General features: G+C 66.6%; 28 protein-coding genes. 11 read left to right on the top strand and 17 right to left on the bottom strand.

What is annotated here, in order from left to right; translation table 11 throughout:
* Positions 1-80: 80 nt before the first annotated feature.
* The 6 genes from pth to ychF all read left to right on the top strand — a co-directional run bounded on the left by pth (position 81) and on the right by ychF (position 6299).
* Positions 81-689 (top strand): aminoacyl-tRNA hydrolase, encoded by a 609-nt coding sequence (gene pth / locus QRN13_RS10980; protein WP_066552078.1) that lies wholly within the window; start codon positions 81-83, stop codon positions 687-689.
* 49 nt (positions 690-738) lie between these two features.
* Entirely contained in the window at positions 739-1125 is a 387-nt protein-coding gene (locus tag QRN13_RS10975; protein WP_055804207.1) for a hypothetical protein, read from the top strand.
* Between the two features lie 67 nt (positions 1126-1192).
* On the top strand, positions 1193-3274 hold the full coding sequence (locus tag QRN13_RS10970) for a TonB-dependent receptor family protein (protein WP_284877944.1): 2082 nt from the start codon (positions 1193-1195) through the stop codon (positions 3272-3274).
* Positions 3274-4629, top strand: a complete 1356-nt coding sequence (locus QRN13_RS10965; RefSeq protein ID WP_284877943.1) for a PepSY-associated TM helix domain-containing protein — start codon at positions 3274-3276, stop codon at positions 4627-4629. Before QRN13_RS10970 ends, QRN13_RS10965 begins: the two co-directional genes overlap by 1 nt.
* A 13-nt stretch (positions 4630-4642) precedes the next feature.
* On the top strand, positions 4643-5134 hold the full coding sequence (locus QRN13_RS10960) for a copper chaperone PCu(A)C (RefSeq protein WP_284877942.1): 492 nt from the start codon (positions 4643-4645) through the stop codon (positions 5132-5134).
* A 70-nt stretch (positions 5135-5204) separates the two neighbouring features.
* Positions 5205-6299: a redox-regulated ATPase YchF gene (gene ychF / locus QRN13_RS10955; RefSeq protein WP_284877941.1), complete on the top strand. Its 1095-nt coding sequence runs from the start codon at positions 5205-5207 to the stop codon at positions 6297-6299.
* Here ychF and QRN13_RS10950 read toward each other — a convergent pair.
* From QRN13_RS10950 to QRN13_RS10940, 3 genes are all read right to left on the bottom strand, one after another.
* Positions 6292-6825, bottom strand: coding sequence for a hypothetical protein (locus tag QRN13_RS10950; protein ID WP_174085681.1), 534 nt, complete (start codon positions 6823-6825; stop codon positions 6292-6294). The two genes, ychF and QRN13_RS10950, sit on opposite strands and share 8 nt — an antisense overlap.
* 68 nt (positions 6826-6893) lie before the next feature.
* A complete protein-coding gene (locus QRN13_RS10945; protein ID WP_284877940.1) occupies positions 6894-8327 on the bottom strand; it encodes a hypothetical protein in 1434 nt (477 codons plus the stop codon).
* Between the two features lie 72 nt (positions 8328-8399).
* Positions 8400-9389: a helix-turn-helix transcriptional regulator gene (locus QRN13_RS10940; protein ID WP_284877939.1), complete on the bottom strand. Its 990-nt coding sequence runs from the start codon at positions 9387-9389 to the stop codon at positions 8400-8402.
* Between the two features lie 91 nt (positions 9390-9480).
* Here QRN13_RS10940 and QRN13_RS10935 point away from each other — a divergent pair, with 91 nt between their 5' ends.
* Positions 9481-9705 (top strand): hypothetical protein, encoded by a 225-nt coding sequence (locus QRN13_RS10935; RefSeq protein ID WP_284877938.1) that lies wholly within the window; start codon positions 9481-9483, stop codon positions 9703-9705.
* A gap of 2 nt (positions 9706-9707) precedes the next feature.
* Here QRN13_RS10935 and QRN13_RS10930 read toward each other — a convergent pair whose 3' ends face one another.
* The 9 genes from QRN13_RS10930 to QRN13_RS10890 form a co-directional block, all read right to left on the bottom strand.
* The gene (locus QRN13_RS10930; RefSeq protein ID WP_284877937.1) at positions 9708-10814 is read right to left on the bottom strand and encodes an acyltransferase family protein; all 1107 of its coding nucleotides are present in this window, start codon (positions 10812-10814) and stop codon (positions 9708-9710) included.
* A 51-nt stretch (positions 10815-10865) separates the two neighbouring features.
* Positions 10866-11162, bottom strand: a complete 297-nt coding sequence (locus QRN13_RS10925) for a DUF1801 domain-containing protein (RefSeq protein ID WP_284877936.1) — start codon at positions 11160-11162, stop codon at positions 10866-10868.
* Between the two features lie 111 nt (positions 11163-11273).
* Positions 11274-12695 (bottom strand): NAD(P)(+) transhydrogenase (Re/Si-specific) subunit beta, encoded by a 1422-nt coding sequence (locus QRN13_RS10920; RefSeq protein WP_284877935.1) that lies wholly within the window; start codon positions 12693-12695, stop codon positions 11274-11276.
* A gap of 13 nt (positions 12696-12708) precedes the next feature.
* Positions 12709-12975, bottom strand: coding sequence for a hypothetical protein (locus QRN13_RS10915; protein WP_055755025.1), 267 nt, complete (start codon positions 12973-12975; stop codon positions 12709-12711).
* The gene (locus QRN13_RS10910; RefSeq protein WP_284877934.1) at positions 12972-13280 is read right to left on the bottom strand and encodes a hypothetical protein; all 309 of its coding nucleotides are present in this window, start codon (positions 13278-13280) and stop codon (positions 12972-12974) included. The genes QRN13_RS10915 and QRN13_RS10910 overlap by 4 nt, the downstream gene beginning before the upstream one ends.
* Positions 13277-13615, bottom strand: coding sequence for an NAD(P) transhydrogenase subunit alpha part 2 (locus QRN13_RS10905; protein WP_284877933.1), 339 nt, complete (start codon positions 13613-13615; stop codon positions 13277-13279). The genes QRN13_RS10910 and QRN13_RS10905 overlap by 4 nt, the downstream gene beginning before the upstream one ends.
* The gene (locus tag QRN13_RS10900; protein WP_284877932.1) at positions 13615-14754 is read right to left on the bottom strand and encodes a Re/Si-specific NAD(P)(+) transhydrogenase subunit alpha; all 1140 of its coding nucleotides are present in this window, start codon (positions 14752-14754) and stop codon (positions 13615-13617) included. The genes QRN13_RS10905 and QRN13_RS10900 overlap by 1 nt, the downstream gene beginning before the upstream one ends.
* A gap of 130 nt (positions 14755-14884) precedes the next feature.
* Complete coding sequence (locus tag QRN13_RS10895; RefSeq protein WP_017505952.1) at positions 14885-15157, bottom strand: aa3-type cytochrome c oxidase subunit IV; 273 nt, start codon at positions 15155-15157, stop codon at positions 14885-14887.
* 75 nt (positions 15158-15232) lie between these two features.
* Positions 15233-17026 carry a M3 family oligoendopeptidase gene (locus QRN13_RS10890; protein WP_284877931.1) on the bottom strand — a complete coding sequence of 598 codons (1794 nt, stop codon included), beginning with the start codon at positions 17024-17026 and terminating at the stop codon, positions 15233-15235.
* A 96-nt stretch (positions 17027-17122) separates the two neighbouring features.
* Here QRN13_RS10890 and QRN13_RS10885 point away from each other — a divergent pair, with 96 nt between their 5' ends.
* Together QRN13_RS10885 and QRN13_RS10880 are read left to right on the top strand one after the other, a co-directional pair.
* Positions 17123-18892, top strand: coding sequence for a DUF4153 domain-containing protein (locus tag QRN13_RS10885; RefSeq protein ID WP_284877930.1), 1770 nt, complete (start codon positions 17123-17125; stop codon positions 18890-18892).
* Positions 18893-18998: 106 nt separating this feature from the next.
* Positions 18999-20450: a sigma-54-dependent transcriptional regulator gene (locus QRN13_RS10880; protein WP_284877929.1), complete on the top strand. Its 1452-nt coding sequence runs from the start codon at positions 18999-19001 to the stop codon at positions 20448-20450.
* Positions 20451-20460: 10 nt separating this feature from the next.
* Here QRN13_RS10880 and QRN13_RS10875 read toward each other — a convergent pair whose 3' ends face one another.
* From QRN13_RS10875 to ykgO, 4 genes are all read right to left on the bottom strand, one after another.
* On the bottom strand, positions 20461-20847 hold the full coding sequence (locus tag QRN13_RS10875) for a GIY-YIG nuclease family protein (protein ID WP_284877928.1): 387 nt from the start codon (positions 20845-20847) through the stop codon (positions 20461-20463).
* Positions 20848-20903: 56 nt separating this feature from the next.
* Positions 20904-21203: a hypothetical protein gene (locus QRN13_RS10870; RefSeq protein WP_284878073.1), complete on the bottom strand. Its 300-nt coding sequence runs from the start codon at positions 21201-21203 to the stop codon at positions 20904-20906.
* Between the two features lie 93 nt (positions 21204-21296).
* Positions 21297-21572, bottom strand: a complete 276-nt coding sequence (gene gapR / locus QRN13_RS10865; RefSeq protein ID WP_017505946.1) for a nucleoid-associated protein GapR — start codon at positions 21570-21572, stop codon at positions 21297-21299.
* Between the two features lie 195 nt (positions 21573-21767).
* Positions 21768-21893, bottom strand: a complete 126-nt coding sequence (ykgO, locus tag QRN13_RS10860; protein ID WP_008263184.1) for a type B 50S ribosomal protein L36 — start codon at positions 21891-21893, stop codon at positions 21768-21770.
* Positions 21894-22364: 471 nt separating this feature from the next.
* Here ykgO and QRN13_RS10855 point away from each other — a divergent pair, with 471 nt between their 5' ends.
* Complete coding sequence (locus QRN13_RS10855; RefSeq protein ID WP_284877927.1) at positions 22365-23648, top strand: lytic murein transglycosylase; 1284 nt, start codon at positions 22365-22367, stop codon at positions 23646-23648.
* Positions 23649-24374: 726 nt separating this feature from the next.
* Here the strand turns inward: QRN13_RS10855 and cysS are convergent.
* Positions 24375-25826: a cysteine--tRNA ligase gene (gene cysS, locus QRN13_RS10850; RefSeq protein WP_284877926.1), complete on the bottom strand. Its 1452-nt coding sequence runs from the start codon at positions 25824-25826 to the stop codon at positions 24375-24377.
* A gap of 128 nt (positions 25827-25954) precedes the next feature.
* Between cysS and folE the strand changes: the two genes are divergently transcribed.
* Positions 25955-26584: a GTP cyclohydrolase I FolE gene (gene folE, locus QRN13_RS10845; protein WP_284877925.1), complete on the top strand. Its 630-nt coding sequence runs from the start codon at positions 25955-25957 to the stop codon at positions 26582-26584.
* The last annotated feature ends 141 nt before the right edge of the window (positions 26585-26725 follow it).

Below are 26725 nucleotides of genomic sequence, written 5' to 3'. Positions count from 1 at the left end.
GTCGCTTCGACAAGATCACGCCCCGCCCGGTTCGCCGTGCGGGGCTTTTCTTTGCCTGACGCAAACGGCAAGAGGACGCCATGATCATCATCGCGGGGCTCGGCAATCCGGGCGGGAAATACGAAAAGAACCGGCACAACATCGGCTTCATGGCCGCCGACGAGATCGCGCGCCGGTGGCGGTTCGGTCCTGAGCGCGCCAAGTTCCAGTCGATCGTCAGCGAGGGTCTGGTCGATGGGACCAAGGTCCTGCTGATGAAACCCCAGACCTATATGAACGAAAGCGGTCGGGCGGTCGGCGAGGCGGCGCGATTCTACAAGATCAAGCCGAGCGAAATCATCGTCTTCCACGACGAGATCGACCTGGCCCCTGGGCGGTTCCGTATGAAGACCGGCGGTGGCGCGGCCGGCCAGAACGGCATCCGCTCCCTGATCAGTCATCTCGGCGCCGACTTCCGACGTGCGCGCATGGGCATCGGCCATCCGGGCGAGAAGGAACTGGTCATGCCCCACGTTTTGGGCGACTTCCACAAGGCGGAACAGCCCTGGCTGGACGCCATGCTTCAGGCCTGCGCCGACGCCCTGCCTTTCGCGATCGCCGGCGACGACGAACGCTATCAGGGCGAGGTCATGCGCCTGGCCCCCGCGCCCAAGTTCAGCCCCCGCCAGGCCGCGCGCGGCGAGCTTTAGGACAAACCCCCGCCTATCGCGCCGTCGCAAAACGCCGTAGAGGCCAGACGTGACCCGCGCCCAGGCCGACAATTGGTCGATCTCGCAATCGCTCGCCTTCCTGGCGGCGGTGTTTGCGCTCGTGCTCGGAACCCTGTTGCCGTTCGCGGCCCTGGCGGCGGTCCAGCCGGGCCACCCGCTGGTCATCTGTTCGGCGGAAGGCCCCCAGACGATCCAGTCCGGCGGTATGGACGGCCCGGTCAACAAGCACGTCGGGGCCAAATGCGCCGCCTGCGTCATGCCGTTGGCCGCCGCCCTGCCCTGCCCGCCTGCGCCCGAGCCGGCGCCGGTGGTCCGCACCGTCGAGCGTGTCGTCTATGTCGCCGCCAGCGTCAGCCCGCCGCCGCCCGCGCGCGCGCCGCCGCGTCCGCCGTCCACCGCCCCACCCCAAGCCTGAACCAGACCCAAGCCCGCGCCGTCCTCAACGCCTGCGCGCCGTCTCGTTCTGATTTCAGGTTCATCCCATGTCCTTCAAGACTACCGCAGCGCCCTGCGCGCTGCTGCTCGCCGCCCTCTCCAACGCCGGTTGGACGAGCCCCGTCCTGGCCCAGCAGACGCCCGAACCGGCTTTGCTGGACAGCGTCATCGTCACCGGCCGCCGCAACGCCGAGGATCCGCCCATCGTCGCAGACGCGCGACAGCGGCTGTCGCGCACGCCGGGCGCCGTCGCTGTCATTTCAGCCGAATCCTATGCCGACCGGTATGCGACCAATCTCGCCGACGTGCTGCGCGATGCGCCCGGCGTCTATGCCCAAAAGAAGTGGGGCGGCGACATTCGCCTGTCGATTCGCGGATCGGGCATAGGCAATGCGGTTCACAATCGCGGCGTTCTGCTGGCTCAGGACGGCGTGCCGTTCAACGAGGCCGACGGGTTCGGTGACTTCCAGCTTATCGACCCGCTGATCGCCCGCTACACCGAGGTCTACAAGGGCGGGAATGCGCTGCGGTTCGGCGGAGCCCTGCTAGGCGGGGCGGTCAATCTGGTTACGCCGACGGGGCGCATGGCCTCGTCCAACCTGAACCTGCGCCTGGACGGCGGCTCTTACGGAACCGTGCGCGCCCATGCCGAGGTCGCGGGCGTTCGCGGCGACTGGGACGGTTTCGCCGCCGTCACGGGTCAGAGCGTCGATGGCTGGCGCCAACAGAGCGAAGGCAAGGCGCTGAACCTGTCGGGCAACATTGGGCGCAGCTTTGGGCAGGATCGCGAAGTTCGCCTGTTGGCCTCGTGGGGCGACATCCATCAGGAAATTCCGGGTAGCGTCAGTCCGTCCGACGCCCTGACAAATCCCGAGGCGGCCAATCCTGCCAATATCGCCCTCAACTATCAGCGCAATATGCGCTCGCTTCGCACCACTTTGCAGACCCGCTGGAGGCTGGACGACGCAACGGTGTTCGAGGGGGCCCTCTATGGGACGTGGAAAGACCTGGACCATCCCATCTTCCAAGTCATCGACCAGCAGAGCCGCAACTACGGCGCCTTTGGTCGGTTCGATTGGCAGGGCCGGATCGGCGGGATGCGCGCCGACGCCTTCTATGGCGCCTGGTATCGACAGGGTGATCTGGACGCCAAACAGTGGGTCAATGTCGGCGGACAGCAGAACGGTTTACGCGCCCGCAACTTCCAGAACGGCAAGGGGCTGGATGTCTTCGGCGAGGGGCGGTTGTTCCTGACCGATCGTCTGGCGCTGGTCGCGGGAGGAACCTGGGGGCGCGCCGAGCGGGACTATCAAAGCTATGTCGTCCCGGGCGTCGTCGGTACGGTTGACCTGACCACCGACAAGACCTTCGACTGGTTCGCGCCTCGCGCCGGCCTGTTGTGGGAGAGCGAGGACGGCGCCCAGGTCTTTGCCAACGTTACCCGCTCGATCGAGCCGCCCAACTTCTCGGCCTTGTCGCCGACCGCCGGCGGTTATCAGCCCCTCGTTCCGCAAGAGGCCGTGACCTGGGAAGTCGGCACGCGGGGTCGGCGGGGACCGCTGACGTGGGACGTGACCGCCTATCGCGCCGATCTGAAGCACGAACTGCTGAACTTTGCTGTAAACGCCGCCCTGGGCATACCGGCCGCGACCTTCAACGCGGGACCGACCATCCACCAGGGGATCGAGGCAGGGCTGGATTGGCGGATCGCGCCGCAATGGCGGCTGCGCCAGACCTACGCCTTCTCCGACTTCTATTTCGACGGGGACAAGGTCTATGGTGACGGCCATCTGCCGGTCGTGCCGCCGCACCTGTATCGCGCAGAGCTTCGGTACGACGATCCGGCCGGCTGGTTCATCGCGCCCAGCGTGGAATGGTCGATCAAGGATGCCTGGGTCGACTACGCCAACACTTTGAAGTCGCCGTCCTACGCCGTCGCGAACCTGAATATGGGCTGGACCGTCAATCGCCGACTGACTGTGTTCGCCGATGTCCGCAACCTGTTCGACGAAGCCTATGTGTCGAATTTCGGCGCGGTCACGGACGCCCGGGTGGCTACCGTGTCCAAGGCCGTCTTCTTCCCCGGCGACGGCCGTTCGGCCTATGTCGGCGTCAGGATGAGCTACTGATGGCGCGCAATCTCGACAAGACGACGCCGGACGATCTGTCCGGCGCCTATCGCGTGGTCTGGCGCTGGCACTTCTATGCCGGCGTCTTCGTCATGCCGGTGCTGATGCTGCTGGCCCTGACGGGGGGGCTTTATCTATTCAAGGACGAGATTGACGGCCTTCTGTATCGCGACATGATCCGCGTGCCGGCAGTTCAGATGCGGGCGGCGCCGGATGCGTGGGTGGCTTCGGCCGCCCAGGCCGCAGGGGGCGGTCGGGTCGCCAATCTGGTCATGCCCGCGCGTGACGATCAGGCGATTCGGATCAGGGTCGATCGGCCCGATGGGGTGCAGAAGACGGTCTTCGTCGATCCGCACACCGGCCGGGCTACCGGCGTCATTCCGGCCGGCGGGTTCATGGAGCAGGTCAAGAAGACGCACAGCCTGACCCTGCTGGGGCGGCCGTTCAACATTCTGGTCGAGGTCGTCGCCGGCTGGACGATCATCCTGTTCGCCACGGGGCTTTACCTGTGGTGGCCGCGGGGGCGGGGCGTGGCGACCTTTGCACCGCAGACGACAGACAGCCGCCGACGATCGTTCTGGCGCGACCTGCACGCACTGACGGGTTTCTATGTCGGCGGAGTGGTGCTGTTTCTGGCCGTGACCGGCATGCCGTGGTCCGCGGTCTGGGGCGACAAGGTCATGGGGGCGGTCAAGGAGACAGGGCTGGGGCGGCCGCCCGCACCCGTCGCCGGCGCCTGGCAGAGGGCGCAGCACCACGATGCGCCGGTCGGGGCCGGCTGGACCATGGAGGGCGTGGTGATGACCCACGACCACGCCGGCCATGGCGGCCTGGCGCAGGTTCTGCGGGTCGCGGATCAGGCCCGCCTGGCGCGCCCCTATACGGTGAACATCCCCAAGGCCGACGCCACCGCCTATACGCTGACGACCCAGGCGACGCGGGTTCAGGACAGCCGGTCGCTCTATGTCGATGCGGCCTCCGGGCGGCTGCTGGGCGACATTGGCTATGACCAGTTCGGCGTCGGCGCCAAGGCCATCGAGTTAGGCATCTATACGCACCAGGGCACGCAGTTCGGACAGGCGAACCGCATCGTCATGCTGATGGGCTGTATCGGCGTGTGGCTATTGGCGATCAGCGGCCTGGTCATGTGGTGGAAGCGCCGCCCGCCCAATCTGTCGCGCCGGCGCCTGGGCGCGCCGCCCGCCCCGCCGGGACCGCGAGCGCGCGCCGCTGTCCTCGGCATCGTCCTGCCCCTCGCCATCCTCTATCCCCTGACGGGACTAAGCCTGATCGCGGCCGTGTTGCTCGACCGAGCCCTACGTCCGATGATCCGGCGCCGTCCCGCCGCCTCGTGAAAGACCTGACGCCATGAAGATCAAACTCGCCCTTGCCGCCGCCGCCCTGTCGCTGACGGCCTGCAATCCGTCCGAGCCGGCCAAGGCCCCCGCCGCTGAGACGCCCGCGGAGACCGCCGCCGTGACCGCGACCGACGCCTGGTGCCGCCCGTCGCCGAACGGGGCCAAGGCCGGCGGCTGCTATGTCACCCTGACCGCCACGACCGACGACAGGCTGACGGGAGGATCGACCCCGCGCGCCGCATCGCTTCAGGTCCACGAGATGAAGACCGAGAACGGCATGATGAAGATGGCCGAGCTGACGGCGGGCCTGCCCCTGCCCGCCGGTCAGGCCGTGGCCTTGGCGCCGGGCGGCAACCACCTGATGCTGATCGGCCTGACCGCGCCTCTGGTTGCCGGCGAGACTGTGCCGCTGACGTTCCAGTTCGCGTCGGCGCCGGCGATCACGGTTCAGGCGCAGGTTCGCCAACCGGCCATGGACGGCATGGATCACGCCGCCCACTGACCTCAGTTGAAGCGCGAGCCTGACAAACGGCTCTGAACCCGCTAAAGGCTCGCGCCTCACGAGGAATACCATGGCTCTTAAAGTCGCGATCGTCGGCCTGCCCAACGTCGGCAAGTCCACCCTGTTCAACGCCCTGACCAAGACGGCGGCGGCCCAGGCGGCCAACTATCCGTTCTGCACCATCGAGCCGAACACCGGCGACGTGGCGGTGCCCGAGGCGCGTCTGAACGCCCTGGCCGAGATCGCCGGATCGAAAGAGATCATCCCAGCCCGCATCACGTTCGTCGACGTCGCCGGCCTGGTGCGCGGCGCGTCCAAGGGCGAAGGCCTGGGCAATCAGTTCCTGGCCAACATCCGCGACTGCGACGCCGTGGCCTTCGTCGCGCGCTGCTTCGTCGATGACGACATCACCCACGTCGAGGACCGCATCGATCCGATCGCCGATCTTGAGATCATCGAAACCGAACTGATGCTGGCCGACATGGAGAGCCTGGAGCGCCGCCGCCCGCAGCTGGAGAAGCGCGCCAAGGGCGGCGACAAGGAATCCGTCCTGACGCTGAAGCTGGTCGATCTGGCTCTGGCCCAGCTGAACGCCGGCAAGCCCGCGCGCACCGCCGAAGTGTCCAAGGAGGACATCAAGGCCTGGCACATGCTGCAACTGCTGACGGCGCTTCCCGCCCTCTATGTCTCGAACGTCGAGGAAGGCTCGGCCGACAAGGGCAACGACCTGTCCGACAAGGTCGCAGCCCGCGCCGCCCAGGACAACGCCAACTCGGTCGTCATCTCGGCCCAGATCGAGTCCGAGATCGCCGTGCTGGACGACGAGGAACAGAAGGAGTTCCTGGAGACCCTGGGTCTGGAAGAGCCCGGCCTGAACCGTCTGATCCGCGAGGCCTATAAGCTGCTGGGCCTGCAGACCTATTTCACGGTCGGGCCCAAGGAAGCCCGCGCCTGGACCATCAATGTCGGCGACACCGCGCCCCAGGCGGCCGGCGTGATCCATACCGACTTCGAGAAGGGCTTCATCCGCGCCGAAACCATCGCCTATGACGACTTCGTCTCCCTGCGCGGCGAGGCCAAGGCGCGCGAGGCCGGCAAGCTTCGCGCCGAAGGCAAGACCTATGTCGTCAAGGACGGCGACGTGATGAACTTCCTGTTCAACTAGGCGGCGCGGCCGGCGGGGTTTCGGCCCCGTCCTTCTTCATCATCTTTTCCAGCGGATTGGCGGGATCGGGCGCGCGCGGCGAACCGGGGCAGCGCGCCAGTTTCACCGTCTTCATGTCCTGATCGACATAGGTCAGGTTCATCACGTCGCCGCTCGTGCCCATGTGCACCCGCTCGGTCTGAGGCCGGCCCGCACATCGCAGCACTGCGACATAGCCGGAACCCGTCTCGTCGATGCTGGCGATGTCGCAGTTACGGCCATAGGCGTTGAAGCGCAGCGGCGTCAGGATGATCGGGCTGCGTTCGCCCTGGGGCCGGGCGCACCATTGCGGGTTCGCCGCCCAAACGCCCACGAAACTGCGCGGCCCCCGCCCGGCCAGAGACGACGGGCCCGGCGGTTCGACCGGCTGCATGGCCTCGGGCGTGCGCAGGGGCGCCGCCGGTTCGTTCGGCGGATTGACCTCGTGATCGCCGCAGGCGGCCAGAAGGGCGATCGCACCCGCCATCGGGATCAAGGCTGTTTTCATCCCGCCACAACGCCACGGCCAAGGTTCGGGTTCAATCCGACAATCAGCGACAGCGCCTGAGATCGGACTCAGCTCAGAACCACGCGGCCGTCGATCATGCGGAAGGCCACGCCGGTGCGCTGGAACAGGCGCGCGATGACGGCGGACGGATCGGCCGCGCCCTGATCCAGCAGCCGCTCGACATCGCCGCGCAGCGACGGGTCGCGCGATGTCCGAGTCAGGGCCGTCAGCCATTCCTCGCGGCTGAGCACACTATCCGGCTGGCGCAGCAGAGGTCTGAGATAGTCGAACCAGTCGCCGCCGGTCCGCAGGCGTTGCGCGCCCTCCGCGGCCAGGGCGAAGACAGCCCCGCAGGCGTAGTAGGCGCGGTGTTCGCCCCGGGCGCCAGCCTGGGCGACCGGCTGGCGGGCCAGGTTGACGCAGTCGTCCACCTCGGACTGAAGCTCGGCCCGGTCGTCATAGTTTGCGTCGAGGGCCTTCAGGGCGCGCACGGCCATCAGGTCGGCCCCGCCCTCGGTGATCCAGGCCTCGTCGGCGAAGGCGTATCGCACCGTCTGTCCCAGCCAGAAATGCGCCCCCTCATGGCCGATGAACCAGCGCGAGCGCTCCACGATTTCCGGCTGAGGCGAGGTCACGCCCCGCCCCTCGAACGACATGACGATCAGGCCCGGCAGGACGCTGCCGCCCATGCTGGTCATGCTTTCGGTCGGCCCGTTCCAGGCCACCATGACGATGGGCGTATCGCCGCCGGAGCCCGGCGCGCCGAGGCGATCGCGGTAGTAGTGACCGACACGCGGCGCAAAGCCCCGGATCTCCTCGCCGATCCACGGCGGCAGGTTGGGGTCCATGACGGTCGACAGGCCATCCCCCGGCGTCACCGTCGCCTCACCCAGCAGGACATAGCTGCGCTCGTCCGTCGTGGTCAGTTCGTCGCGGCGGCGCCCGTTGAACAGGACGGGTCCGTTCTCGTCCCGCCACGTCACGCGCGAGGGACCGCCATCCAGCCGGATCCGGTTCAGGTCGTCCGGCACCTGTTCAGCCGCCTGGGCCGACCGCAAAGCGAAGACATCCAGTTGTCGCGTCGGCAGGGCCACCGCGCCATTGGAGAACAGCAGGGTCGGATATTCGGCCTCAAGATCCACCGCCTGCGGTCGAACGCGGAAGCGGACCTCGCGCGGCACGGGACCGCCGTCCGCGCTGCGGATGATGTCGTAATGGCCGCGTCGCTCCATGACGACGCCGGGCGTCTCGACCGTCCATTGGCGCGGTCGCCAGGGCTGGCGCGAATCCTGTTCCAGCGCAGAATCCTGGAAGGCCCAGACCGGCACGTCGCGCCCAAAGCGATAGTCGATGTTGAGGTGATCGCCGTCACGGGTCACCGTCACCTGGGGTCCGCCTTCCTCTTGAAAGGTCGCCGGCGCCGTCATGGGCCCGGCGGCGCAGGCGCCGCTCATAAGGGCGAGGGCCAGCATGGCGGACAAGGCGAAGGCGTGGACGCGCAAGGGCGATCTCCTGAAGGGCGCTCGGCGCGAAGCCTAGCGGTCGTCAACGCGCCGCGTCAGCTTACGGTTTCGTCAGGCTGGGGCCCGTTCCAAGGCACGGCCCGCCGCCGCCAGTTCGCCGGCCATCACGGCCTTCAGCCGCTCCGGCGCCAGGATCTGCACCTGTTCGCCCCAAGTGAACAGATGCCAGGCCAGCTCGCGCATGCCCGAGGCGCGGAACCGCACGATCACGCCGCCGTCCGGCTGATCCTCGAACGATTGGGTGGGGTGCCAGCGCCAGCTCTTGGCCTCGGCCGCGCCCTCGGGCGTAATGCGCAGCACGACGTCCTCGATCTCGTCCTGATAGATACCGAAGGACTGGCTGGCGAAGACGCCGAGGTCGAAATCGGCGGGCGGCCCGGCCATCCCCTCCTGCGGGGCGACGTGGCTCATTCGGTCCAGGCGGAAGGTCTGGATGCGGCCGGTCTCGCGGTCGGCGGCGACCAGATAGTTGGCCCGGCCGAACATGACGCCGCACGGCGCCACGCTGCGCCGACGCGGCTCGGCCCCCGGACGGGAATAGGTGAAGCCCAGCGGCTGCTGCGCCAGCACCGCCGCGCGGATGGCGGTCAGCATCGCCTCGTCGGCGGAGGGTCGAGGGCCGGCCTGGACCGCAATGGTCTCTGCCCGGACCAACGCCTCCAGATCGGGCGCCATCCGGTTCAGAGTGGTCGAACGCATCGCCGCCTTCAGCTTGCGCTCCAGCCCCTCCAGCGCCATGGCGCGCGCCGGTTCGCCGGCGGCACGCAGGGCGGTCGCGGCCTTGGACAGTTCCAGCATTTCGGTCGCCGTCGGGGCCTGTTCGAAGGCCGACAGGCCGCCCCGGATGCGCCAGCGTTTGGACGGCGGGTCCGAGACCTCGTCCACCTGGGGAAACAGCATCAGAACCGCGTCGCGCATCCGTTCGGCGGTGCGGCGGCCGACGCGCATGTCGCGCGCGATCTCGTCCAGGCTAAGCCCTTCGGCGCTGGCGGCCATGCGGCGCGCCAGATCGATCACCATCGCCGCCTTGTCGTGTCTCACTGCCTTCGCCGATCCCTACGTCCGTTTCTGACGCAACACTGCTTCATAACGACATCATCGACAAGAGGCCCCCGCTTCAGGAGATCATCAGATGGCGCATTTCCAACCCGCCCAGACCGTCAACGCCAGCCGCTACATCATCGTCCCGTGCGAGGCCGATGGGTCGTCCGACCTCGCCGTGATTTGGGACCGGCTGGAGGAACAGGTGGTCGACGTCATCTCGGCGGCCGCCAGCAGCCGCTATTCGGACGAGGACATGCTGTGGGACGAAGGCCGCGCCGGCGACGTGGCCCCGGAATGGCGGATGGCCGCCTGAACTCAGGCCGCCTTCGGCTTGGTCCAGCGGTCAATCATGCGCTGGGCCGGCTGCTCGACCAGTCGGTGCGCCACGACGGCGACGGCGACGATGAAGCCGAACATGGCGACGGCGAACAGGTCGTTCAGCCAGACAGAGCCGAAGTCGATGCGTCGCACCGGTACGAGGTCGAGCTTCCTGGCCACAATCATCATCACGGTCAGGATAAACATATGGACCATGTAGATGGCGAACGACCAGCGCCCCAGGGTGACCAGAGCCGGATGGTCCAGCACGCGTGACAGCGCCCCCTCCTCGCCGGCGAAGACCCAGATCAGCGCCACGAAGATCAGGGTGACGGCCACAGTGATCGGCCCCTGAGCGTAGCCGATGAAGACACAGGCCGCGACGATGGCCGCGATCTCCAACAGCGTCGCGGCGCCGCCCTTAAGCCGCGAAATGCGGATCCAGAGCCCCTGCAGCAGGCAGCCCAGGAAGAAGCCATAGACCGCACGCGGCACGGCGAAGTCATAGGTCGTGTTCATCCAGCGCCGGGCGTAGCTGAGCACCAGCACGCCGCCGATGATCGCCAGCACCAACCCGATCCAGCGGAAACGCTTGGGCGCAATCAGCACCAGACCCGCGAAGATCAGATAGCAGGCCCATTCGGCGCTGAGCGTCCACGACGGCCCGTTCCAGGTCAGATAGGGATGCACATGCCAGGCCTGGATCAGCGCCAGATTGGTGAAGATCGCCTCGATCGACCGATCCCGCGTAAACGGCGGCGCACTGTCGAAATTGAAGACAAGCCGCGCCAGCTCCAGCCCGATGAAGGCCGCCAGCATCAGCAGATGCAGCGGCCAGATCCGCCCGAAGCGCCGCACCATGAACCGCCCGGCGTCGCGTCCCGACTTCAGTCGGTTCGCATAGGCATGAGCGATGACGAAGCCCGACAGAACAAAGAAATAATCGACGAACAGATAGGAATGCTGAATGAAACCCCAGTCGCGCCAATGACTTGCGACTGGCATGTGGAACATCACCACAAGGATGGCGCACACACCCCGCAGGGAATCCAGAGCCTCAAAACGGCGATGGGCGGCAGGAAGAGGTCCGGACAGCGTGTTCACGGACGCGTGATAGCGCCGGTCAAGGTTGCGCGATAGGGGTCTGAAGAGGCTTCAGGGCAAGCCGGCCTTGACCGCGCGAACAGCGCGGCCGCAAAGATCGCGCAGAACCGCCTGATCGACATCTTCCAAACGCGAAACATAGAGGCAGCCCACGCCGGTCTTCACCTTGCCCAGGCGGGCGATAAGCTCGGCTCGTTCAGAGAAATTCCCAGCGACATAAAGCACCAGATTGGCTTTTCGCGGGGAGAAGCTGATCACCGGCCAGCCGCCCTCGGGGCCGCCGTCGTTGCCGAACCCGACGATGGACGATCCCCAGAGCACGGCTGGTTCACCGGTGATGTCCGACATCAGCGCAGCGACGGCGTGAGCGTCAGACCGTCGGCGTGGATCGTCGATCGCAGACAAGAAGGCGTCGACAGAGGCGTCTGTGGGGCTGGTCTTGGGCGTGCTGGCCATGGCTCAAAGCCCCTTCACGATCCCTTCGACCATCTTCTTGGCGTCGGCGAACAGCATCATGGTATTGTCGCGGAAGAAGAGTTCGTTCTCGACCCCGGCGTAGCCCGAACCCATGCCGCGCTTGATGAACAGCACCGTGCCGGCCTTTTCCACATCCAGGATCGGCATGCCGTAAATGGCGCTGGTCGGGTCGGTTTTAGCCGCAGGATTGGTCACATCATTGGCGCCGATGACGAAGGCGACGTCGGCGGTGGCGAACTCGGCGTTGATGTCCTCCAGCTCGAACACCTCGTCATAGGGAACGTTGGCCTCGGCCAGCAGGACGTTCATATGGCCCGGCATCCGACCGGCGACGGGGTGGATGGCGTATTTCACCTCGACCCCCTCCTCCTTCAGCTTGTCGGCCATTTCGCGCAGGGCGTGCTGGGCCTGCGCCACCGCCATGCCGTAGCCGGGCACGATGATGACCTTGGACGCATTCTTCATGATGAAGGCGGCGTCCTCAGCCGAGCCCTGTTTGACCGGGCGCGTCTCCTTGGCGCCGCCGGACCCGGCCGCCGCATCGCCGCCGCCGAAGCCGCCCAGGATCACCGAGACGAAGCTGCGGTTCATGCCCTTGCACATGATGTAGCTGAGGATCGCGCCCGACGATCCGACCAGGGCGCCGGTGATGATCAGGGCGATGTTCTCCAGCGTGAAGCCCAGCGCCGCCGCCGCCCAGCCGGAATAGGAGTTCAGCATCGACACCACGACCGGCATGTCGGCCCCGCCGATGGGAATGATCAGGGTCGCGCCCAGCACCAGCGCGATCAGGAAGACGCCCCAGAAGGCCCAGGTCGCCGCGCCGTTCGTGCCGATCAGGATGCCGATCAGGAAGACCAGACCCAGCGCCAGGCCGACGTTAATCAGATGCCGCGCCGGCAGGATGATCGGTGCGCCGCTCATGTTGCCGTTCAGCTTGGCGAAGGCGATGACCGAACCGGTGAAGGTGATGGCCCCGATGGCGACGCCGAGGCTGAGTTCGATGATCGACAGCGTCTTGATGCCGTTTCCGTCGTCGGACAGGATTCCAAAGGCCTCGGGCGCATAGATGGCGCCGATGGCGACCAGGCAGGCGGCCATGCCGACCAGGCTGTGGAAGGCCGCGACCAGCTGCGGCATGTCGGTCATGGCGACCCGCTTGGCGATCAGGGCGCCCGCTCCGCCGCCGACGATGACGCCGCCCGCGATCAGGGCCAGGGTCACGGTATCCAGCGCCCCCGTTGCGCCCAGCGTCAGCAGGGTCACGCCGATGGCCAGCGCCATGCCGACCATGCCGAAGGTATTGCCCTGACGGCTGGTCTCCGGGCTGGACAGCCCCCGCAGCGACAGGATGAACAGGACGCCCGAAACCAGATAGGCCAGTGCGGCAAGCGATGCGTTCATCACGCCCCTCCCCTCAAGACGTGCGGGCCAGCCGCCACAGGGCGGCGGCGATGAACAGCGGGCCGATGAAGAACAGGGCCCATTCGAAGACGCCCAGCGGCCGGTCCTGCGTCACCACGCGAACCAGAATGGCCGAAAAGACCAGGGCGATGCCGCAGTCGTGCAGCCGCTGACGCTTGATCGGAGTCTTGGCCCCGAACCAGCCGTACAGCCACAGGCCGAAACCGATGCCAGTCGCGACCCAGGACCCGGTGATGGCGATCTGCGCAGCGTCGGTCATTTCGGACGCTTGGCAAAAGGCGCCAAGGTACGGCGTCGAATGGCGTAGAAGCCAGTTACAGCAAATACCGCGGCAGCGACGGCCATCAGGCCTGCGTAGAGCCAATCGCGATCTCTCACGCCTTCGATCGCCCGCCAGGCCCAAAGCCCGGTTACGGTCGGAAACAAGAGAATGCCGACGACCATCTCCACGGTGGATCGCACGGCTTTCGACATGCGACCGCTGAAAATCACCAACACGATCACTAAAGCTATGGCGACGGCCCCGATCGCCGTCACGACCGCGTCCATCGGCAAACCGTTCACTTCGCCCCCTTCGGAGCGACGGGCCGCTCCTTCTTCTTGTACATGGCCAGCATTCGCCGCGTGACCATGAAGCCGCCGAAGATGTTGACGCTCGCCAGGGTGACGGCGACGACGCCGGCCCCCTTGGCGATCCAGGCGCTGGGGCCGGTCGCGTCACCGGACACGGCCGCCGCCGCGATCAGGCCGCCGACGATGATGACGCTGGAAATGGCGTTGGTCACGGCCATCAGCGGCGTATGCAGGGCCGGCGTCACGCTCCAGACGACGTAGTAGCCGACGAAGATCGCCAGCACGAAGATGGCCAGGCGGAAGACGGTGGGATCGACGTGTTCCATCAATGTGTTCCCTTCAGACCCTCATGCACCACGGCGCCGGCATGGGTGACCACCGCCGCCTTCAGGATCTCGTCTTCGAGATCGACCGCCAGACCGCCGTCCTTGATCAACAGGCCGACGAAGGCGGTCAGGTTGCGGGCGTATAGGGCGCTGGCGTCGGCGGCGATGCGGCCAGGCAGGTTCGACCAGCCGACGATGGTGACGCCGTTCGCGGTGGTCACGACCTCGTTGAGCTTGGAGCCCTCGACATTGCCGCCTGCCTCGACCGCCAGATCGATGATGACCGAGCCGGGCTTCATCGAGGCGACATGGGCGGCAGTCAGCAGCACCGGCGCGGCGCGGCCGGGGATCAGGGCCGTGGTGATGACGATGTCCTGCTTGACCACATGACTGGCGGTAAGCTCGGCCTGTTTGGCCTGATATTCGGCCGACATGGGCTTGGCGTAGCCGCCGGCGGTCTGGGCGTTCTTGAACTCCTCATCCTCGACGGCCAGGAACTTGGCGCCCAGGCTTTCGACCTGTTCCTTGGTCGCGGGGCGGACGTCGGTGGCGGTGACGACGGCGCCCAGGCGACGCGCGGTAGCGATGGCCTGAAGCCCGGCGACGCCCACCCCCATGATGAAGACCTTTGCGGCGGCGACCGTGCCGGCCGCCGTCATCATCATCGGGAAGCCCTTGCCATAGGCGTAAGCCGCCTCGATCACCGCGCGGTATCCCGCAAGGTTCGCCTGGGACGACAGGACGTCCATGACCTGGGCGCGGGTGATGCGGGGCACGAACTCCATGGCGAAGGCGGTGGCGTTGGCCCCGGCCAGGGCGTCGACGGTCGCCTTGTCCCGATAAGCGTCCAGCATGGCGACCACGATGGCGCCGGGCTTCAGCGCGCTGGTTTCCTGGGCCGTGGGGCCGCGCACCTTCAGCACGATGTCCGCGCCGTCCAGCACGGCGCGGGTGTCCGGCTTCACAACGGCACCCGCGGCGGCATAGTCGGCGTCGGGAATGGAGGAACCAAGACCGGTCCCGGCCTCGACCGTGACGGTCGCGCCCAGGGCGATCAGCTTCTTGACCGTCTCGGGCGTGACGGCGCAGCGCGTCTCGCCTTCGCGACGTTCACGGGTGACGGCGATAGCGACGGCCAAGCGAATCCCCTCGTTCTTTTCGTTGAACGAAGGTTAGGCCGTTCCGGCGCAAGCCGTCAAAGCACGGTTATGCCAAAGCTTGGCGAGGGCGCGTGATTTCACACCGCCGCAAGGCGATCCGATGCAAGGCTCAGTGCGCGGCGCCGGGCTTGGACTTCAGCGCCACGAAGCCGACGCCGCCCAGAACGACCGCGCCGATCACGGCGGCCATGAAGCTGCCACCCGGGTGGAACCACAGGGTCAGGAACAGCAGCAGCACGGCGATGGCCAGACTGCCCCACTTGGCCAGGTTCAGGAACAGGCGATAGGTCGAGACCTGTTCGCGCACTTCCATATGGCCGTGCAGATAGGCTTGCGCATCGGCGTCGGCAGGTGCGTTGGCGGTGTCGTGCAGGTCGGCCATTGTGGAATCCCCTCGTCGTTATCGCGGACTTACACCGAGGCGACCGCCCCGCTCAAGCCCGCAGTCATGCCTTGGTCAGGCCAGCGCCTCGAACTGATCGACCAGCCGCTCCAGCCTCTGACAGCCGACGCTCCAGAAAGCCGGGTCGCGCGGGTCCAGACCGAACGGCTTCAACGCCTCGACGTAGGTTCGCGATCCGCCGCCGGCCAGAAGCTCGCGATAAAGGGGCGTGAACCCGGCCGGATCGCTGCGACGCGCCTCCATCAGCGCCGCCACCAGCAGGTCGCCGAACGCGTAGGCGTAAACATAGAAGGGCGAATGAACGAAGTGGCTGACATAGGCCCACCAGTGTTCATAGCCCGGGTTCAGCTTGACCGACGGCCCTAGCGAGGCGCCCATTTCCTCAAGCCACAGTTGGTTGATCCGCTGTTGCGACACCTCGCCCTGCAGGCGCTCGTCGTGGAAACGGGTCTCGAAGCGGTGGAAGGCGATCTGGCGCACGACGGTGTTCAGACCATCCTCGATCCGACCGGCCAGCAGGCCGCGCTGCTCGGCCTTAGGCGCAGTCGCCAGGAGGCGGTCGAAGGTCAGCCCCTCGGCGAAGATCGACGCCGTCTCTGCCAGGGTCAGAGGCGTATCGGCCAGAAGCGTGCCCTGGTCGGCCGCCAGGGTCTGGTGAACGCCATGACCCAGCTCGTGCGCCAGGGTCAGGACGTCGCGCCGCTCGCCCATCCAGTTCAGGAAGACATAGGGGTGGCGGTCGGCGGTGACGGGGTGGGCATAGGCGCCCGACTGCTTGCCCGGCCGCGCCCGGCCGTCGATCCACGGCTTATCAAAGAAGCCGCCGGCTCGGTCGGCGAAATCGCCGCCCAGGTCAGAGAAACTGTCCAACACGATCTCGCGCCCCTGGGTCCAGGTGAAGGCGCGCGGCGTCGTGGTTTCGATAGGCGCGTTGCGGTCCCAATGGTCTAGGCGCGCCTTGCCCATAGCCTTGGCCTTCAGCGCATAATAGCGGTGCGACAGGCGCGGATAGGCGGCGGCGACGGCCTCGGCCATCGCATCCACGGCCTCGCCATCCACCTCGTTGCCCAGGTGACGGCTGTCGGCGGGACGTTTGAAACCACGCCAGCGATCCTCCATCGCCTTGTCGGCGGCGACGGTGTTCAGCACCAGGGCCAAGGTAGGGGCGCGGGCGGCCAGCGCCTCTGACAGACCCTCGGCGGCGGCCTTGCGGCGCGCGGGCTTGGCGTCCGACAGGCGGTTCAGCGCCTCGGCCAGCGTCAGTTCCTCGTGGCCCGCCTTTGCACGCAGGGCGGCCAACTGCTCATCGAACAGGCGCGGCCATTGGGCCGTGATCGGGCCGCGCTCGGCGATGAAGGTCTCCAGTTCGGCCGACAGCTCATGCGGCTTCATCGCCCGCACCCGCCGCAGCCAAGGCCGCCAGCGCGCCGCGCCCGCATGGGCGATCAGCGCCGCTTCCAGCGCCGCATCGTCAATCTGATTGATCTCCAGCGTCAGCCAGACGGTCGGGGTGGCAATGGCGGTGATCTTCTCGCGCACATCGGCCTCGAACCCTTGCGCCGTCGCATCGTCGCGCGCGGTCGAGGCGGACAGAAAGGCGTAGGCGCCCAGCGCGCCCAGCACATCGGACGCCTGCTCATAAAACTGGATCGCGCGGTCCAGCGTCTCACCCAGCGCCTGCGCGTCCTTATCCGCCGCCAGCCGCCCCTTCAGCCCGTTCAGCGCCTCGACCAGGTCCCGCGCCTTTTCCAGATCGGCGGCCACCTTGGCGTCGTCGCGCGACGCATAGAGGTCGGTCAGGTCCCACAGCGGGGCTTCGGTGTTGGGCGTCTTGAAGGGAGCGTTCATGCCCCTGTTCTGGGGATGCACGGCGACGGCCGCAACCGCCCCTTGCGCTTTCTCGGCGTCACGGCCCGTGCAATCCTGCCTTTCGGAGACGCGTGAATGACCGAAACCCTGCAGCATGACACCGGCCGGACAGGCCTTGGCGGGGCTTCGGGCCTGTTTGCAATTCGGCTGGCGACGGGTCTGGTTCAGGGCCTGGCGCTCTATCTGCTGTATCTGGCGGCTGACAGCCGCGTCTGGCCCGAAACCCAGCCGGTGGTGTTCGGTGCCCTGGCCCTGGCGGCCGGCTATGTGCCGGTGGTGGTTCTCGCCGGTGTAGGTCGGGTCAAAGCGCTGGCCCTGATCCTGTGGGCGGCCAGCGCAGCCGGCGTGCTGGCTCTGTTGGGCGCCCACGATGTCGCTCGCCAGGTGCTGAAGCCTTACGAGGAGCCGCCCTTTCTGAGTTTCCCCGTGCTGGCCTTTAGCGCTGCGGCCCTGTTCATCGCCCACCACCTGATCGTGCCCGCGATCCGCGAACGACGCTGGATCGTCGATTATCCCGATTATTTCGACATCGCCTGGAAGGCGGGGGTGCAACTGGCCCTGTCGCTGGGGTTCACCGGCGCCTTCTGGATCCTGCTGCATCTGGGCGCGGCACTGTTCAAGATGATCGGCCTCGGCTTTCTGCGGCACCTGCTGAGCGACGCCTGGTTCGCCATTCCGGTCACAGCCCTGGTCTTCGCCATCGCTGTCCAGCTGACCGATGTGCGCGACGGCCTGATCCGGGGCGTGCGGACCGTGGCCCTGATGCTGCTGTCCTGGCTGCTGCTGGTGATCACGGTCCTGGTCGGCGGCTTCCTTCTCGCCCTGCCCTTCACCGGATTGGACGGCCTGTGGGAGACGCGCAGCGCGACGGCGCTGGTGCTGTCGGCCGCCGCCGCCCTGATCGTGCTGATCAACACGGGCTATCAGGATGGGCGCGCAGACAATCTGCCGCCGGTCGTTCTGCGATACGGCGTGCGGGCCGCGTCCGTCCTGATCGCGCCGCTGATCGTTCTGGCCGCCTGGGGCCTGGGCTTGCGGATCGGCCAGCACGGCCTGACGCCCGATCGGATCATCGCCGTCGCCTGCAACCTGGTCGGCGCGGTCTATGGCGCGGGCTATCTGCTGGCGGCCGTAAAACCAAGCGGCTGGATGAAGCCGCTGGAGCGGACCAACGTCGTCGCGGCGGTCCTGTCGGTTCTGGTCATCTTGGCGCTGTTCAGCCCGCTGGCGGATCCCGCCCGCCTCTCGGTTCAGGATCAGGTCGCACGGTTGCAGCGTGGCACGGTGTCCGCTGACACATTCGACTATGACTTCCTGCGGTTTGAGAGCGGCAAGGCCGGCGAGACGGCGCTGAGACGTCTGGCCGCCTCAACCGATCCACGCATCGCGCGAAACGCCCGCGCCGCCCAGGCACGCCCGTGGCCATCCGGCGATACGGCGCAAGGACTGCAAGAGCGCAAGGCCGCCATCCGCCTGAAGGCCGCCGATGGCCAATCCGTGCCCGCCAGCTTCGTCGATCAGTTGGACGCACAGGTCGACGTACTGTTCAGTTGCAATGCGGAAACGCCCTGCGTCGTGCGATCGACGGGTCTGAATGGCGACGCACGAACCGATCTGCTGGTCGCCACGGCTCGCGAAATCGTCGCCTTCGATCAGGATAGCCAGGGCCAGTGGCGCGTGACGGGTCGATACGCCTTCACCTGCGGGCGCAATGCTGAGCGGATGAACGAGGGCCTGTCGAAGGGCGTCGCGACGGCGCCGGCCGCCCTTCCCGACCTGGTTGTCGACGGCCAGAGATTGCGCGCCAGCCCCGAGGTGCGATGCGACGCGACGGAGCCACGTTAACGGGACGCTCACCACGCCGTGTCACCCGATTTTCACCTCGCCGCCCTAGGAATCGTCCCGAAACGATCCATCCTTGACGGGTTGGGCGACAGTACAAGGGATTTTCATGGCCAAGACCATCCTGGTCGTTGACGACGATCCGACCCAGCGCCGGCTGATCCAGGCCGTGCTGGAGCGGGACGGCAACGCCGTGGTCCATGCCGCCAGCGGCGGCGAGGCCATCGACAGGATGACGCGCGGCGGCGGGGCCGACCTGATCCTGCTGGACATGGTGATGCCCGAGATGTCGGGGCTGGAATGCCTAGCCGAACTACGCAGCGCCGGGATCAATGAGCCGGTGATCGTCCTGACGGCCAACGGCGGCATCGACATGGTGGTCAAGGCCATGCAGGCCGGCGCCCAGGACTTCTTCGTCAAACCGGTGGGCCCAGAACGCCTGCTGGTCGGCGTGCGCAACGCCATGCAGATGAAGCGCCTCACCGCCGAGGTCGGGCGCCTGACCAAGCGCGTCCAAGGCCGCACCAGCTTCGACGATATCGTGGGCGACAGCCCGCCGATGCGCATGGTCAAGGCGTTGGGCGCCCGGGCCGCCAAATCCTCAATTCCCGTCCTGATCACGGGCGAGAGCGGCGTCGGCAAGGAGGTCATCGCCCGCGCCCTGCACGGCGCCAGCGACCGGGCAGGCAAGCCCTTCGTCGCCGTCAACTGCGGGGCCCTGCCCGCCAATCTGATCGAATCCATCCTGTTCGGTCACGAGAAGGGCGCCTTCACCGGTGCCGTGGACAAGACGCTGGGCAAGTTCCGCGAGGCGGACGGCGGCACCCTGTTCCTGGACGAGATCGGCGAACTGCCGCTGGACATGCAGGTCAAGCTGCTGCGCGCGCTGCAAGAGGGCGAGATCGATCCCGTGGGAGGCAAACGCCCGGTGAAGATCGACGTGCGCATCGTCTCGGCGACCAATCGCGACCCGGCCCAGCAGGTCAAGGACGGCGCCTTCCGCGAGGACCTGTTCTATCGCCTGAACGTCTTCCCGATCGAGGCCCCATCCCTGCGTGACCGCCGCGAGGACATCGCGCCCCTGGTCGATCACTTCATCGCCCGCTTCAATGCCGAGGAGGGCAAGCGGATCGCCGGATGCGCGCCCGAGACCCTAGCTTTGCTGCAAGGGTTCGACTGGCCCGGAAACGTGCGACAGCTGGAAAATGCAGTGTTCCGCGCCATCGTGCTGGCCGATGCGCCCTTCCTTCAGCCGCACGATTTCCCCGCGATTTCGGGCGTCGCCGCGCCAATGCCCGACGCCCAGCCTCTTCATGCCGCCACAGCCGCCGGCGCTCAGACCAACGCCGCCGCGCAGGTCGATCAGCCGATCCGGATCTTGGACGAGCGCGGCCATCTGCGCACGCTCGAGGACATCGAACGCGACCTGATCCAGCACGCCATCGAGGTCTATGCCGGGCACATGAGCGAGATCGCGCGCCGCCTCGGCATCGGCCGTTCGACCCTGTATCGCAAGGTCCGGGAACAGGGGCTGGAAGGTCAGCTGAAGGAAGCGGGTTGAGGGTTGAGGGTTACGCGCCTGACTCCAAGCTTTTGAGAAACGCAGCCACACTCCCCTCTCCGTCATCCTCGGGCTTGACCCGAGGATCAGGCGCCCAGCCGCATAGACTTGGGTAGAGATCGACCCACTCAGGGTTCGTCCGTTCGATCAGCTCCAGCTTCCAGACGCGATTCCAACGTTTCATCGCCTTCTCCTGCCGGATTGCGTTCGTGACCAGTTCGAACTGCTCGTACCAAACCAACATTCCGCACCCGTAACGACTGGCGAACCCTTCGAAAGCCCCGGTCCGGTGCTGATGGCCGCGATCATAGAGATTCGACGTCATGCCGATGTAAATGACACCGTGCGGTCGGCTGGCTTGGATATAGGTGGCGATGAAAGGGCGGCGCTCGCTCATAAACGCTGAGTTGTGGACAGGCCGATCCTCGGGTCAAGCCCGAGGATGACGAACGGTTATGGCTCTTTTGGTTTCCTGCCCCACCGCCGTTTCGGCTCTTCGCCATTGGCCTTGGCGGTGATCTCTTTCAGCTTGCGGCCCTGCATCGCCGACAGGGCTTGCCCCGGGGCACCCTTTTCGGGGTCGGCGAAGGCGCGGCCGTGGGTCTTCACGCGCTCGCTGACAGAATCGATGAACTCGCCTTCCCATTCGGACAGGGAAACGCCCGCCTTGTCCGCCGCGCGGCGAGCGCGCTTCAAGGCATTCAACGCAGCGCGTTTAGCCGCCTCGCGCTGCATCTCGAAGGGGCTGGGCATCGGCTTCTTGTTGGCGCCATCGCCCTTCAAGCCGCCTGATCGCGACAGCCCGCCTCCTGGCTTGAAGGGGGTGCGCTTCAAGCCGGGTCAGCCTCAGATCTCGCCGAGGGCCGACAGGTAGAGGTCCAGGATGGCGTCCTCTTCCTGACGCTTGGCCTTGTCCTGCTTTCTGATGCGGATGACCTTGCGCAGGATCTTGACGTCGTAGCCCTCGCCCTTGGCCTCGGCGAAGACCTCTTTCATGTCGGTCATGACGGCCTGCTTGTCCTCTTCGAGGCGTTCCAGGCGCTCGATGATGGTGCGAAGGCGGCCCTGAGCCGTGGCGGTGAGAACATCGGAACCACCGTCGAACGAGGCGTCGTCAGCCATAGGGAATACTCCAGAAATCAGGCGCGGACGCTAACCATGCGGACAGGCGCGCGACAACCGCGAACACGAAAAAGGCCGCGGACAGAAATCCGCAGCCTGTGGATCGTCATCTTTCAAGCGCGCTATCGCCCTTCGGGCTGCTTGAGCGCGATCCACCGTGCGCACGCCGCCGAAGCGGCGCGCAGCGAACGCTGCTTAGCCCTGCTTCGCCTTGAAGCGCGGGTCGGTCTTGTTGATGACGAAGACGACGCCCTTGCGACGCACGACCTTGCAGTCGCGGTGGCGGGTCTTCAGCGACTTGAGCGAGCTACGGACCTTCATGGTCGGACGTCCTGAAAGAAACCAATAAGAAAGCCGCTGACCCGGTCGGATCGCGGCGGAGGCGGTCGTATAGAGAGAGGGGTTCGGAAGGTCAAGCCGCCAAAGGCCGAAACCGCAGAAAACCCAGTCTCTGTCTGCCCGAAGGCCGCACCGGCCTCTCGTGCCCAAGTCGCGCAAAGCGCGATAGCACGACAAAAAACTATGGAGGCCTGACCTCCGAGTCGAACGGAGGGTTTACGGGGTTGCACGCCCGCCGCGTCGCCGCTCCGCCATCAGGCCGTCAGAGCTGGTGCGTCATTACGACACACACGTATAAGGCGTCCAATACAAAGGTGGTTAACAGCGCGCCTTACATCCGAGCGGGGAACGGCGAGGCAACGCATTCGCGCGGTGCGCGCTTTAGGGCGTCGAAATGGCCGTTCGCGCGGATGTCATTTCGTGTCTGACCCCGGGGGCTTTAGTTTGAATCTCATGCGCTTTTCCTATCGCCTTCTCCTGATCGGCTGCGTCTCGGCATGCGCGCCCATGCTGCCCGAGCCGCAGGTGAATCTGCCGACGCCCCAGCCTCAGCCCCAGGCGGGCGCGCCGGTCACGACGCCGGCCCCCGCCCCCCAGACGCCGCCGTTGGCCGCCTATGACCAGCAGGGTTTCGAGGGCTGGAAACAGGGATTTCTGGCGCGCAAGGGCGGCGCCCGCCGCGCGGACTACGCCCGGGAACTGGAGGGTCTGACGCCCGATCCAACGGTGATCCGCCTGGATCGCAACCAGCCTGAATTCTCCAAACCCGCCGGCGCCTATGTTCAGAATGCAGTGACCCCGGTGCGAATCGCCCAGGCCAAACAGCGCATCGACCGGGTGCCGTGGTCGGTGGTTCAACGATTCGGCGTGCCCAGCGAAATCCTGGTCGGCGTCTGGGCCCAGGAGAGCGCTTTCGGTCAGGTGCAGGGCGACTATGACGTGATCCGCTCGCTGGCGACCCTGGCCTATGACGGTCGCAGACGCGATTGGGCCGAGGGCCAGCTGAAGGACGCGCTGGACATCGTCGTGGACGGCCGGCGCGAGCGCGCCGGCCTGAAGGGCAGCTGGGCCGGGGCCATGGGCCAGACCCAGTTCATGCCCGACAACTATCTGCGCCTGGGCGTGGACCAGGACGGCGACGGCAAGGTCGATATCTGGCGCGACGACGCCGACGCCCTGGCGTCCGCTGCCAACCTGCTGGCCCAGGCCGGGTGGAAGCGCGGTCAGGGCTGGGGCTATGAAGTCACCCTGCCCTCCGGCTTCGACTATGCCGAGGCGGAAGGCCCGAAGCACAACTGGGCCTATTGGGCGGCCAAGGGCGTGCGCCTGGCGCAAGGCGGCACACCGAACGGGGCCGAGGCCCTGGAAGAGGCGACCATCCTGCTGCCCCAGGGGGCGAACGGTCCGGCCTTCCTGGCCCTGCCGAACCACTATGTGATCCGCCGCTACAACAACTCGGTGTCCTACGCCCTGGCCATCGGCCTGACGGCGGACGGGATCATGGGCAAGCCGGGGCTGACAAAGACCTGGCCCAACGATCCGTCGATGACGCGCGATCAGCGTATCGGGGCGCAGCGCGCCCTGACGCAGCTGGGTTACGACACCCAGGGCGTCGACGGCGTGATCGGCACCAACACCCGCGCGGCCCTGCGTCGCTGGCAAATCGCCAACAACCGGATCGCCGACGGCTATCTGACGCCGGCGCTGGCGGACGAACTGATCCGCCGGACGAACTGAGGCTGTAAATTCGGGCATGGTTCGACGCTCCTGCCTTTCACGGGCGGAGGGGATGGAGGGCTGGGCGGAGCGCCGGGCCTTCGCCCGGAGTGTGATTAGAGATTACCGTTTCGACGAAGGGTATGACGCTCCGCGCGGGGGGTTGGCCTGCAAGCTCGGGGCGCCGAGCGGTGGCGGTCTTATCGCCTAACCCCATAAGCCTGCGACGGGTCGGCGGTCCCTGCGAGGACCATCCCGAGTGCGATCGAGTATCCCCCTCGACCCTCCGACACCGCTCCATGAGTCGATGTCGGCGCGGGCCGTTTCAGACCCGCTCCCGTTCCATCCGCTCTCGCCGCCGCAAGGTCGCAGGCCAGGCGAGCCCTCCATGCGACGAGACGGGGCTATTATGCGGCCGTTTGACCCCGTGGATGGGAGAAGCGGGACATAAATCGGCAAGCGTTTGAAGTCGCAGGGAATGAACCAGCGGCATTGCGATGGCTGGGGCCGACAGCTCTTACTTTCGTCATCCTCCGGCAAGCCGCGCCTTCGCGGCGAAGACCGGGGGACCCAGCCGCGCCGAAGGCGATGCGGCCGCCCCACGGTAATCAGCGAATCCGCGACAGGTTCGCGCTCACGCGCGCCGCTGGGTCCCTCGGTCGCTTCGCGCCGGAGGATGACGAAAGAGGAAACCCCTCCACCGCTTCGCGGTCCCCCTCCCCGCCAAGCGGGGAGGAAACGTTGGTTTTACCCCTTCACGCGCCAGGTGGCGCCGTCGGGGCCGTCCATGACGACGACGTTCAGGGCGTTCAGGCGGTCGCGGATGCGGTCGGCCTCGGGCCAGTCCTTTGCGGCCCGGGCGCTGGCGCGTTGGTCCAGCAGGGCCTCGACCTCGGCCTTCAGCGCGGGATCGCCGCCCTCGAACCAGGCGTCCGGCGTCAGCGCCAGGACGCCGAGCAGACCGGCCGCTTCTTTCAGGCTCCAGCGGGCCATGGCGACATCGTTGATATCGGCCTCGGCATCGTTCAGCAGCTCGCGCAGGGCGTTCCCCAGCCCGAACAGCTGGGCGATCGCGCCCGGCGTATTGAGATCGTCTTCAAGCGTGTCCAGCACAGGATCCAGTTCGTTCTCGGCCAGCTCCCTCTCAGCCTCGTCCAGCGTGGCCTCGTTGAAGTCGCCCAGGGCCGCATCGGCGTCGCGCAGGACGCCATACAGCCGGTCCAGGTTCTTGCGGCTCTGATCCAACAACCCCTGGTTCCAGTCCAGCGGCTGGCGGTAGTGGGCGCTGAGCAGGGCCCAGCGGACGACCTCGCCCGGCATGGCTTGGACCAGGTCGTGCAGCAGCAGGACGTTGCCGATCGACTTGGACATCTTCTCGGCGTCCACGGTCAGAAAGCCGTTGTGCATCCAGTAGCGGGCATATTCGTCGTGGGCGTTGTCGCCATGGGCGTGGCCATGGGCGCAGACGCCTTGCGCGATCTCGTTCTCATGGTGGGGGAAGACCAGGTCGATGCCGCCGCCGTGAATGTCGATGGGCAGGCCCAGGGTCTTTTCGATCATGGCCGAGCATTCGATGTGCCAGCCGGGGCGCCCCTCGCCCCACGGCGACGGCCAGGACGGCTCGTCCGCCTTGGACGGCTTCCACAGGACGAAGTCGTGCGGGTTCTTCTTATAGGGCGCGACCTCGACGCGGGCGCCGGCGATCATGTCGTCCAGGTTCCGACCCGACAGGGCGCCGTAGGCCTTGTAGGACGAGACATCGAACAGCACGTGGCCTTCGGCCGCATAGGCGCAGCCGCCGTCGACGATGGCCTGGATCTGATCGACGATGGCCGGGATGTAGTCGGTGACGTGGGGCGCGATATCGGGCGGCGAGACATTCAGCAGGCCCATGTCGGCGAGGTAGGCGGCCTCATAGCGGGCCGTGACCTCTCCGATCGCCACGCCTTCGCGCGCGGCCTTCTGATTGATCTTGTCGTCCACGTCGGTGACGTTGCGGGCGTAGATCACATGGTCCGAGCCATAGGTCCGGCGCAGCAGACGCACCAGGACATCGAACACCACCGGCGGGCGCGCATTGCCGATATGGGCGTAGTCATACACCGTGGGGCCGCAGACATAGAGGGTCACACGATCCTTGTTCCGAGGCTCGAACAGGCGCTTTTCACGGCGCAGGGTGTCGTGGATGTGCAGCGGCATGGATCAGTCTTCAGCGGGTTTTCTTGCGGGACGGACGGTCTGTCCCATATAGCGGCCTGATATACAGTCCCGACGGATTGTAGAAGGTAAACCGGGCGACCCGCCCGCCCCGGCCGGAAATCGAGTTCATGAGCGTCACCCCCGCCAAGCCCGTCCTCGTCAGCGACGATACCCCCAAGTCCGCTGAAGTTGCGCGCCCGTCGCGCGAACAGGCGCTGGAGGCCGTGCGGACCCTGATCGCCTGGGCTGGCGACAATCCGAACCGTCCCGGCCTGATCGACACGCCCAAGCGGGTGGTCGACGCCTATGGCGAATGGTTCGACGGCTATGACGCCGATGCGGGCAAGGAGCTGAGCCGCACCTTCGAGGATGTGACCGGCTATGACGATATGGTCATCCTGCGCGACATCGAAGTCGAGAGCCACTGCGAGCACCACCTGGCCCCGTTCCTGGGCAAGGCCTACGTCGCCTATCTGCCCGGCGAGAAGGTGGTCGGCATCTCCAAGCTGGCGCGGGTGGTCGAGATCTATGCGCGACGCCTGCAGAACCAGGAAACCCTGACCAACGACATCATCGACGCCATCGAATCGCACCTGCAACCGCGCGGCGTGGCGGTGCTGGTCGACGCAGAGCATCAGTGCATGACCACGCGCGGCGTGCATCATCGGCACGTTTCGACCATTACGACCCGCTTCACCGGCGCCTTCAAGGACGATCCTGCCCTGGCGGACCGTTTTTTGAAGCTGGCCAAGGCCTGAAGGCCGAACCGTCGTCCCTCTGTCGTGTATAATTGACGTTCGCGAACGGCAGATCGTTTAGAACCGCTTTACAAGCCCGCATCGGGACGCCAAGAACCGATCAAGCCTTCGGGCGATCCATAGGGAAATGTCGGCGCGGAA

Source organism: Brevundimonas sp. MEB006b, from assembly GCF_030209705.1.
GTDB lineage: Bacteria > Pseudomonadota > Alphaproteobacteria > Caulobacterales > Caulobacteraceae > Brevundimonas.
Note: the sequence above shows the minus strand (reverse complement) of the source record. Positions and strands in the feature narration are given on the sequence as shown.

What these genes read in the sequence shown, in the direction of transcription:
- QRN13_RS10915 (WP_055755025.1), bottom strand. Translation starts at nt 12,975, where the DNA reads ATGACCGACGCTGCGCAGATCGCCATCACCGGGTCCTGGGTCGCGACT.
- folE (WP_284877925.1), top strand. Translation starts at nt 25,955, where the DNA reads ATGAGCGTCACCCCCGCCAAGCCCGTCCTCGTCAGCGACGATACCCCC.
- QRN13_RS10965 (WP_284877943.1), top strand. Translation starts at nt 3,274, where the DNA reads ATGGCGCGCAATCTCGACAAGACGACGCCGGACGATCTGTCCGGCGCC.
- QRN13_RS10885 (WP_284877930.1), top strand. Translation starts at nt 17,123, where the DNA reads ATGACCGAAACCCTGCAGCATGACACCGGCCGGACAGGCCTTGGCGGG.
- QRN13_RS10935 (WP_284877938.1), top strand. Translation starts at nt 9,481, where the DNA reads ATGGCGCATTTCCAACCCGCCCAGACCGTCAACGCCAGCCGCTACATC.
- QRN13_RS10920 (WP_284877935.1), bottom strand. Translation starts at nt 12,695, where the DNA reads ATGAACGCATCGCTTGCCGCACTGGCCTATCTGGTTTCGGGCGTCCTG.
- QRN13_RS10875 (WP_284877928.1), bottom strand. Translation starts at nt 20,847, where the DNA reads ATGAGCGAGCGCCGCCCTTTCATCGCCACCTATATCCAAGCCAGCCGA.
- QRN13_RS10950 (WP_174085681.1), bottom strand. Translation starts at nt 6,825, where the DNA reads ATGAAAACAGCCTTGATCCCGATGGCGGGTGCGATCGCCCTTCTGGCC.
- ychF (WP_284877941.1), top strand. Translation starts at nt 5,205, where the DNA reads ATGGCTCTTAAAGTCGCGATCGTCGGCCTGCCCAACGTCGGCAAGTCC.
- QRN13_RS10905 (WP_284877933.1), bottom strand. Translation starts at nt 13,615, where the DNA reads ATGGAACACGTCGATCCCACCGTCTTCCGCCTGGCCATCTTCGTGCTG.
- cysS (WP_284877926.1), bottom strand. Translation starts at nt 25,826, where the DNA reads ATGCCGCTGCACATCCACGACACCCTGCGCCGTGAAAAGCGCCTGTTC.
- ykgO (WP_008263184.1), bottom strand. Translation starts at nt 21,893, where the DNA reads ATGAAGGTCCGTAGCTCGCTCAAGTCGCTGAAGACCCGCCACCGCGAC.
- gapR (WP_017505946.1), bottom strand. Translation starts at nt 21,572, where the DNA reads ATGGCTGACGACGCCTCGTTCGACGGTGGTTCCGATGTTCTCACCGCC.
- QRN13_RS10890 (WP_284877931.1), bottom strand. Translation starts at nt 17,026, where the DNA reads ATGAACGCTCCCTTCAAGACGCCCAACACCGAAGCCCCGCTGTGGGAC.
- QRN13_RS10970 (WP_284877944.1), top strand. Translation starts at nt 1,193, where the DNA reads ATGTCCTTCAAGACTACCGCAGCGCCCTGCGCGCTGCTGCTCGCCGCC.
- QRN13_RS10855 (WP_284877927.1), top strand. Translation starts at nt 22,365, where the DNA reads ATGCGCTTTTCCTATCGCCTTCTCCTGATCGGCTGCGTCTCGGCATGC.
- QRN13_RS10960 (WP_284877942.1), top strand. Translation starts at nt 4,643, where the DNA reads ATGAAGATCAAACTCGCCCTTGCCGCCGCCGCCCTGTCGCTGACGGCC.
- QRN13_RS10925 (WP_284877936.1), bottom strand. Translation starts at nt 11,162, where the DNA reads ATGTCGGACATCACCGGTGAACCAGCCGTGCTCTGGGGATCGTCCATC.
- QRN13_RS10870 (WP_284878073.1), bottom strand. Translation starts at nt 21,203, where the DNA reads ATGCCCAGCCCCTTCGAGATGCAGCGCGAGGCGGCTAAACGCGCTGCG.
- QRN13_RS10895 (WP_017505952.1), bottom strand. Translation starts at nt 15,157, where the DNA reads ATGGCCGACCTGCACGACACCGCCAACGCACCTGCCGACGCCGATGCG.
- pth (WP_066552078.1), top strand. Translation starts at nt 81, where the DNA reads ATGATCATCATCGCGGGGCTCGGCAATCCGGGCGGGAAATACGAAAAG.
- QRN13_RS10880 (WP_284877929.1), top strand. Translation starts at nt 18,999, where the DNA reads ATGGCCAAGACCATCCTGGTCGTTGACGACGATCCGACCCAGCGCCGG.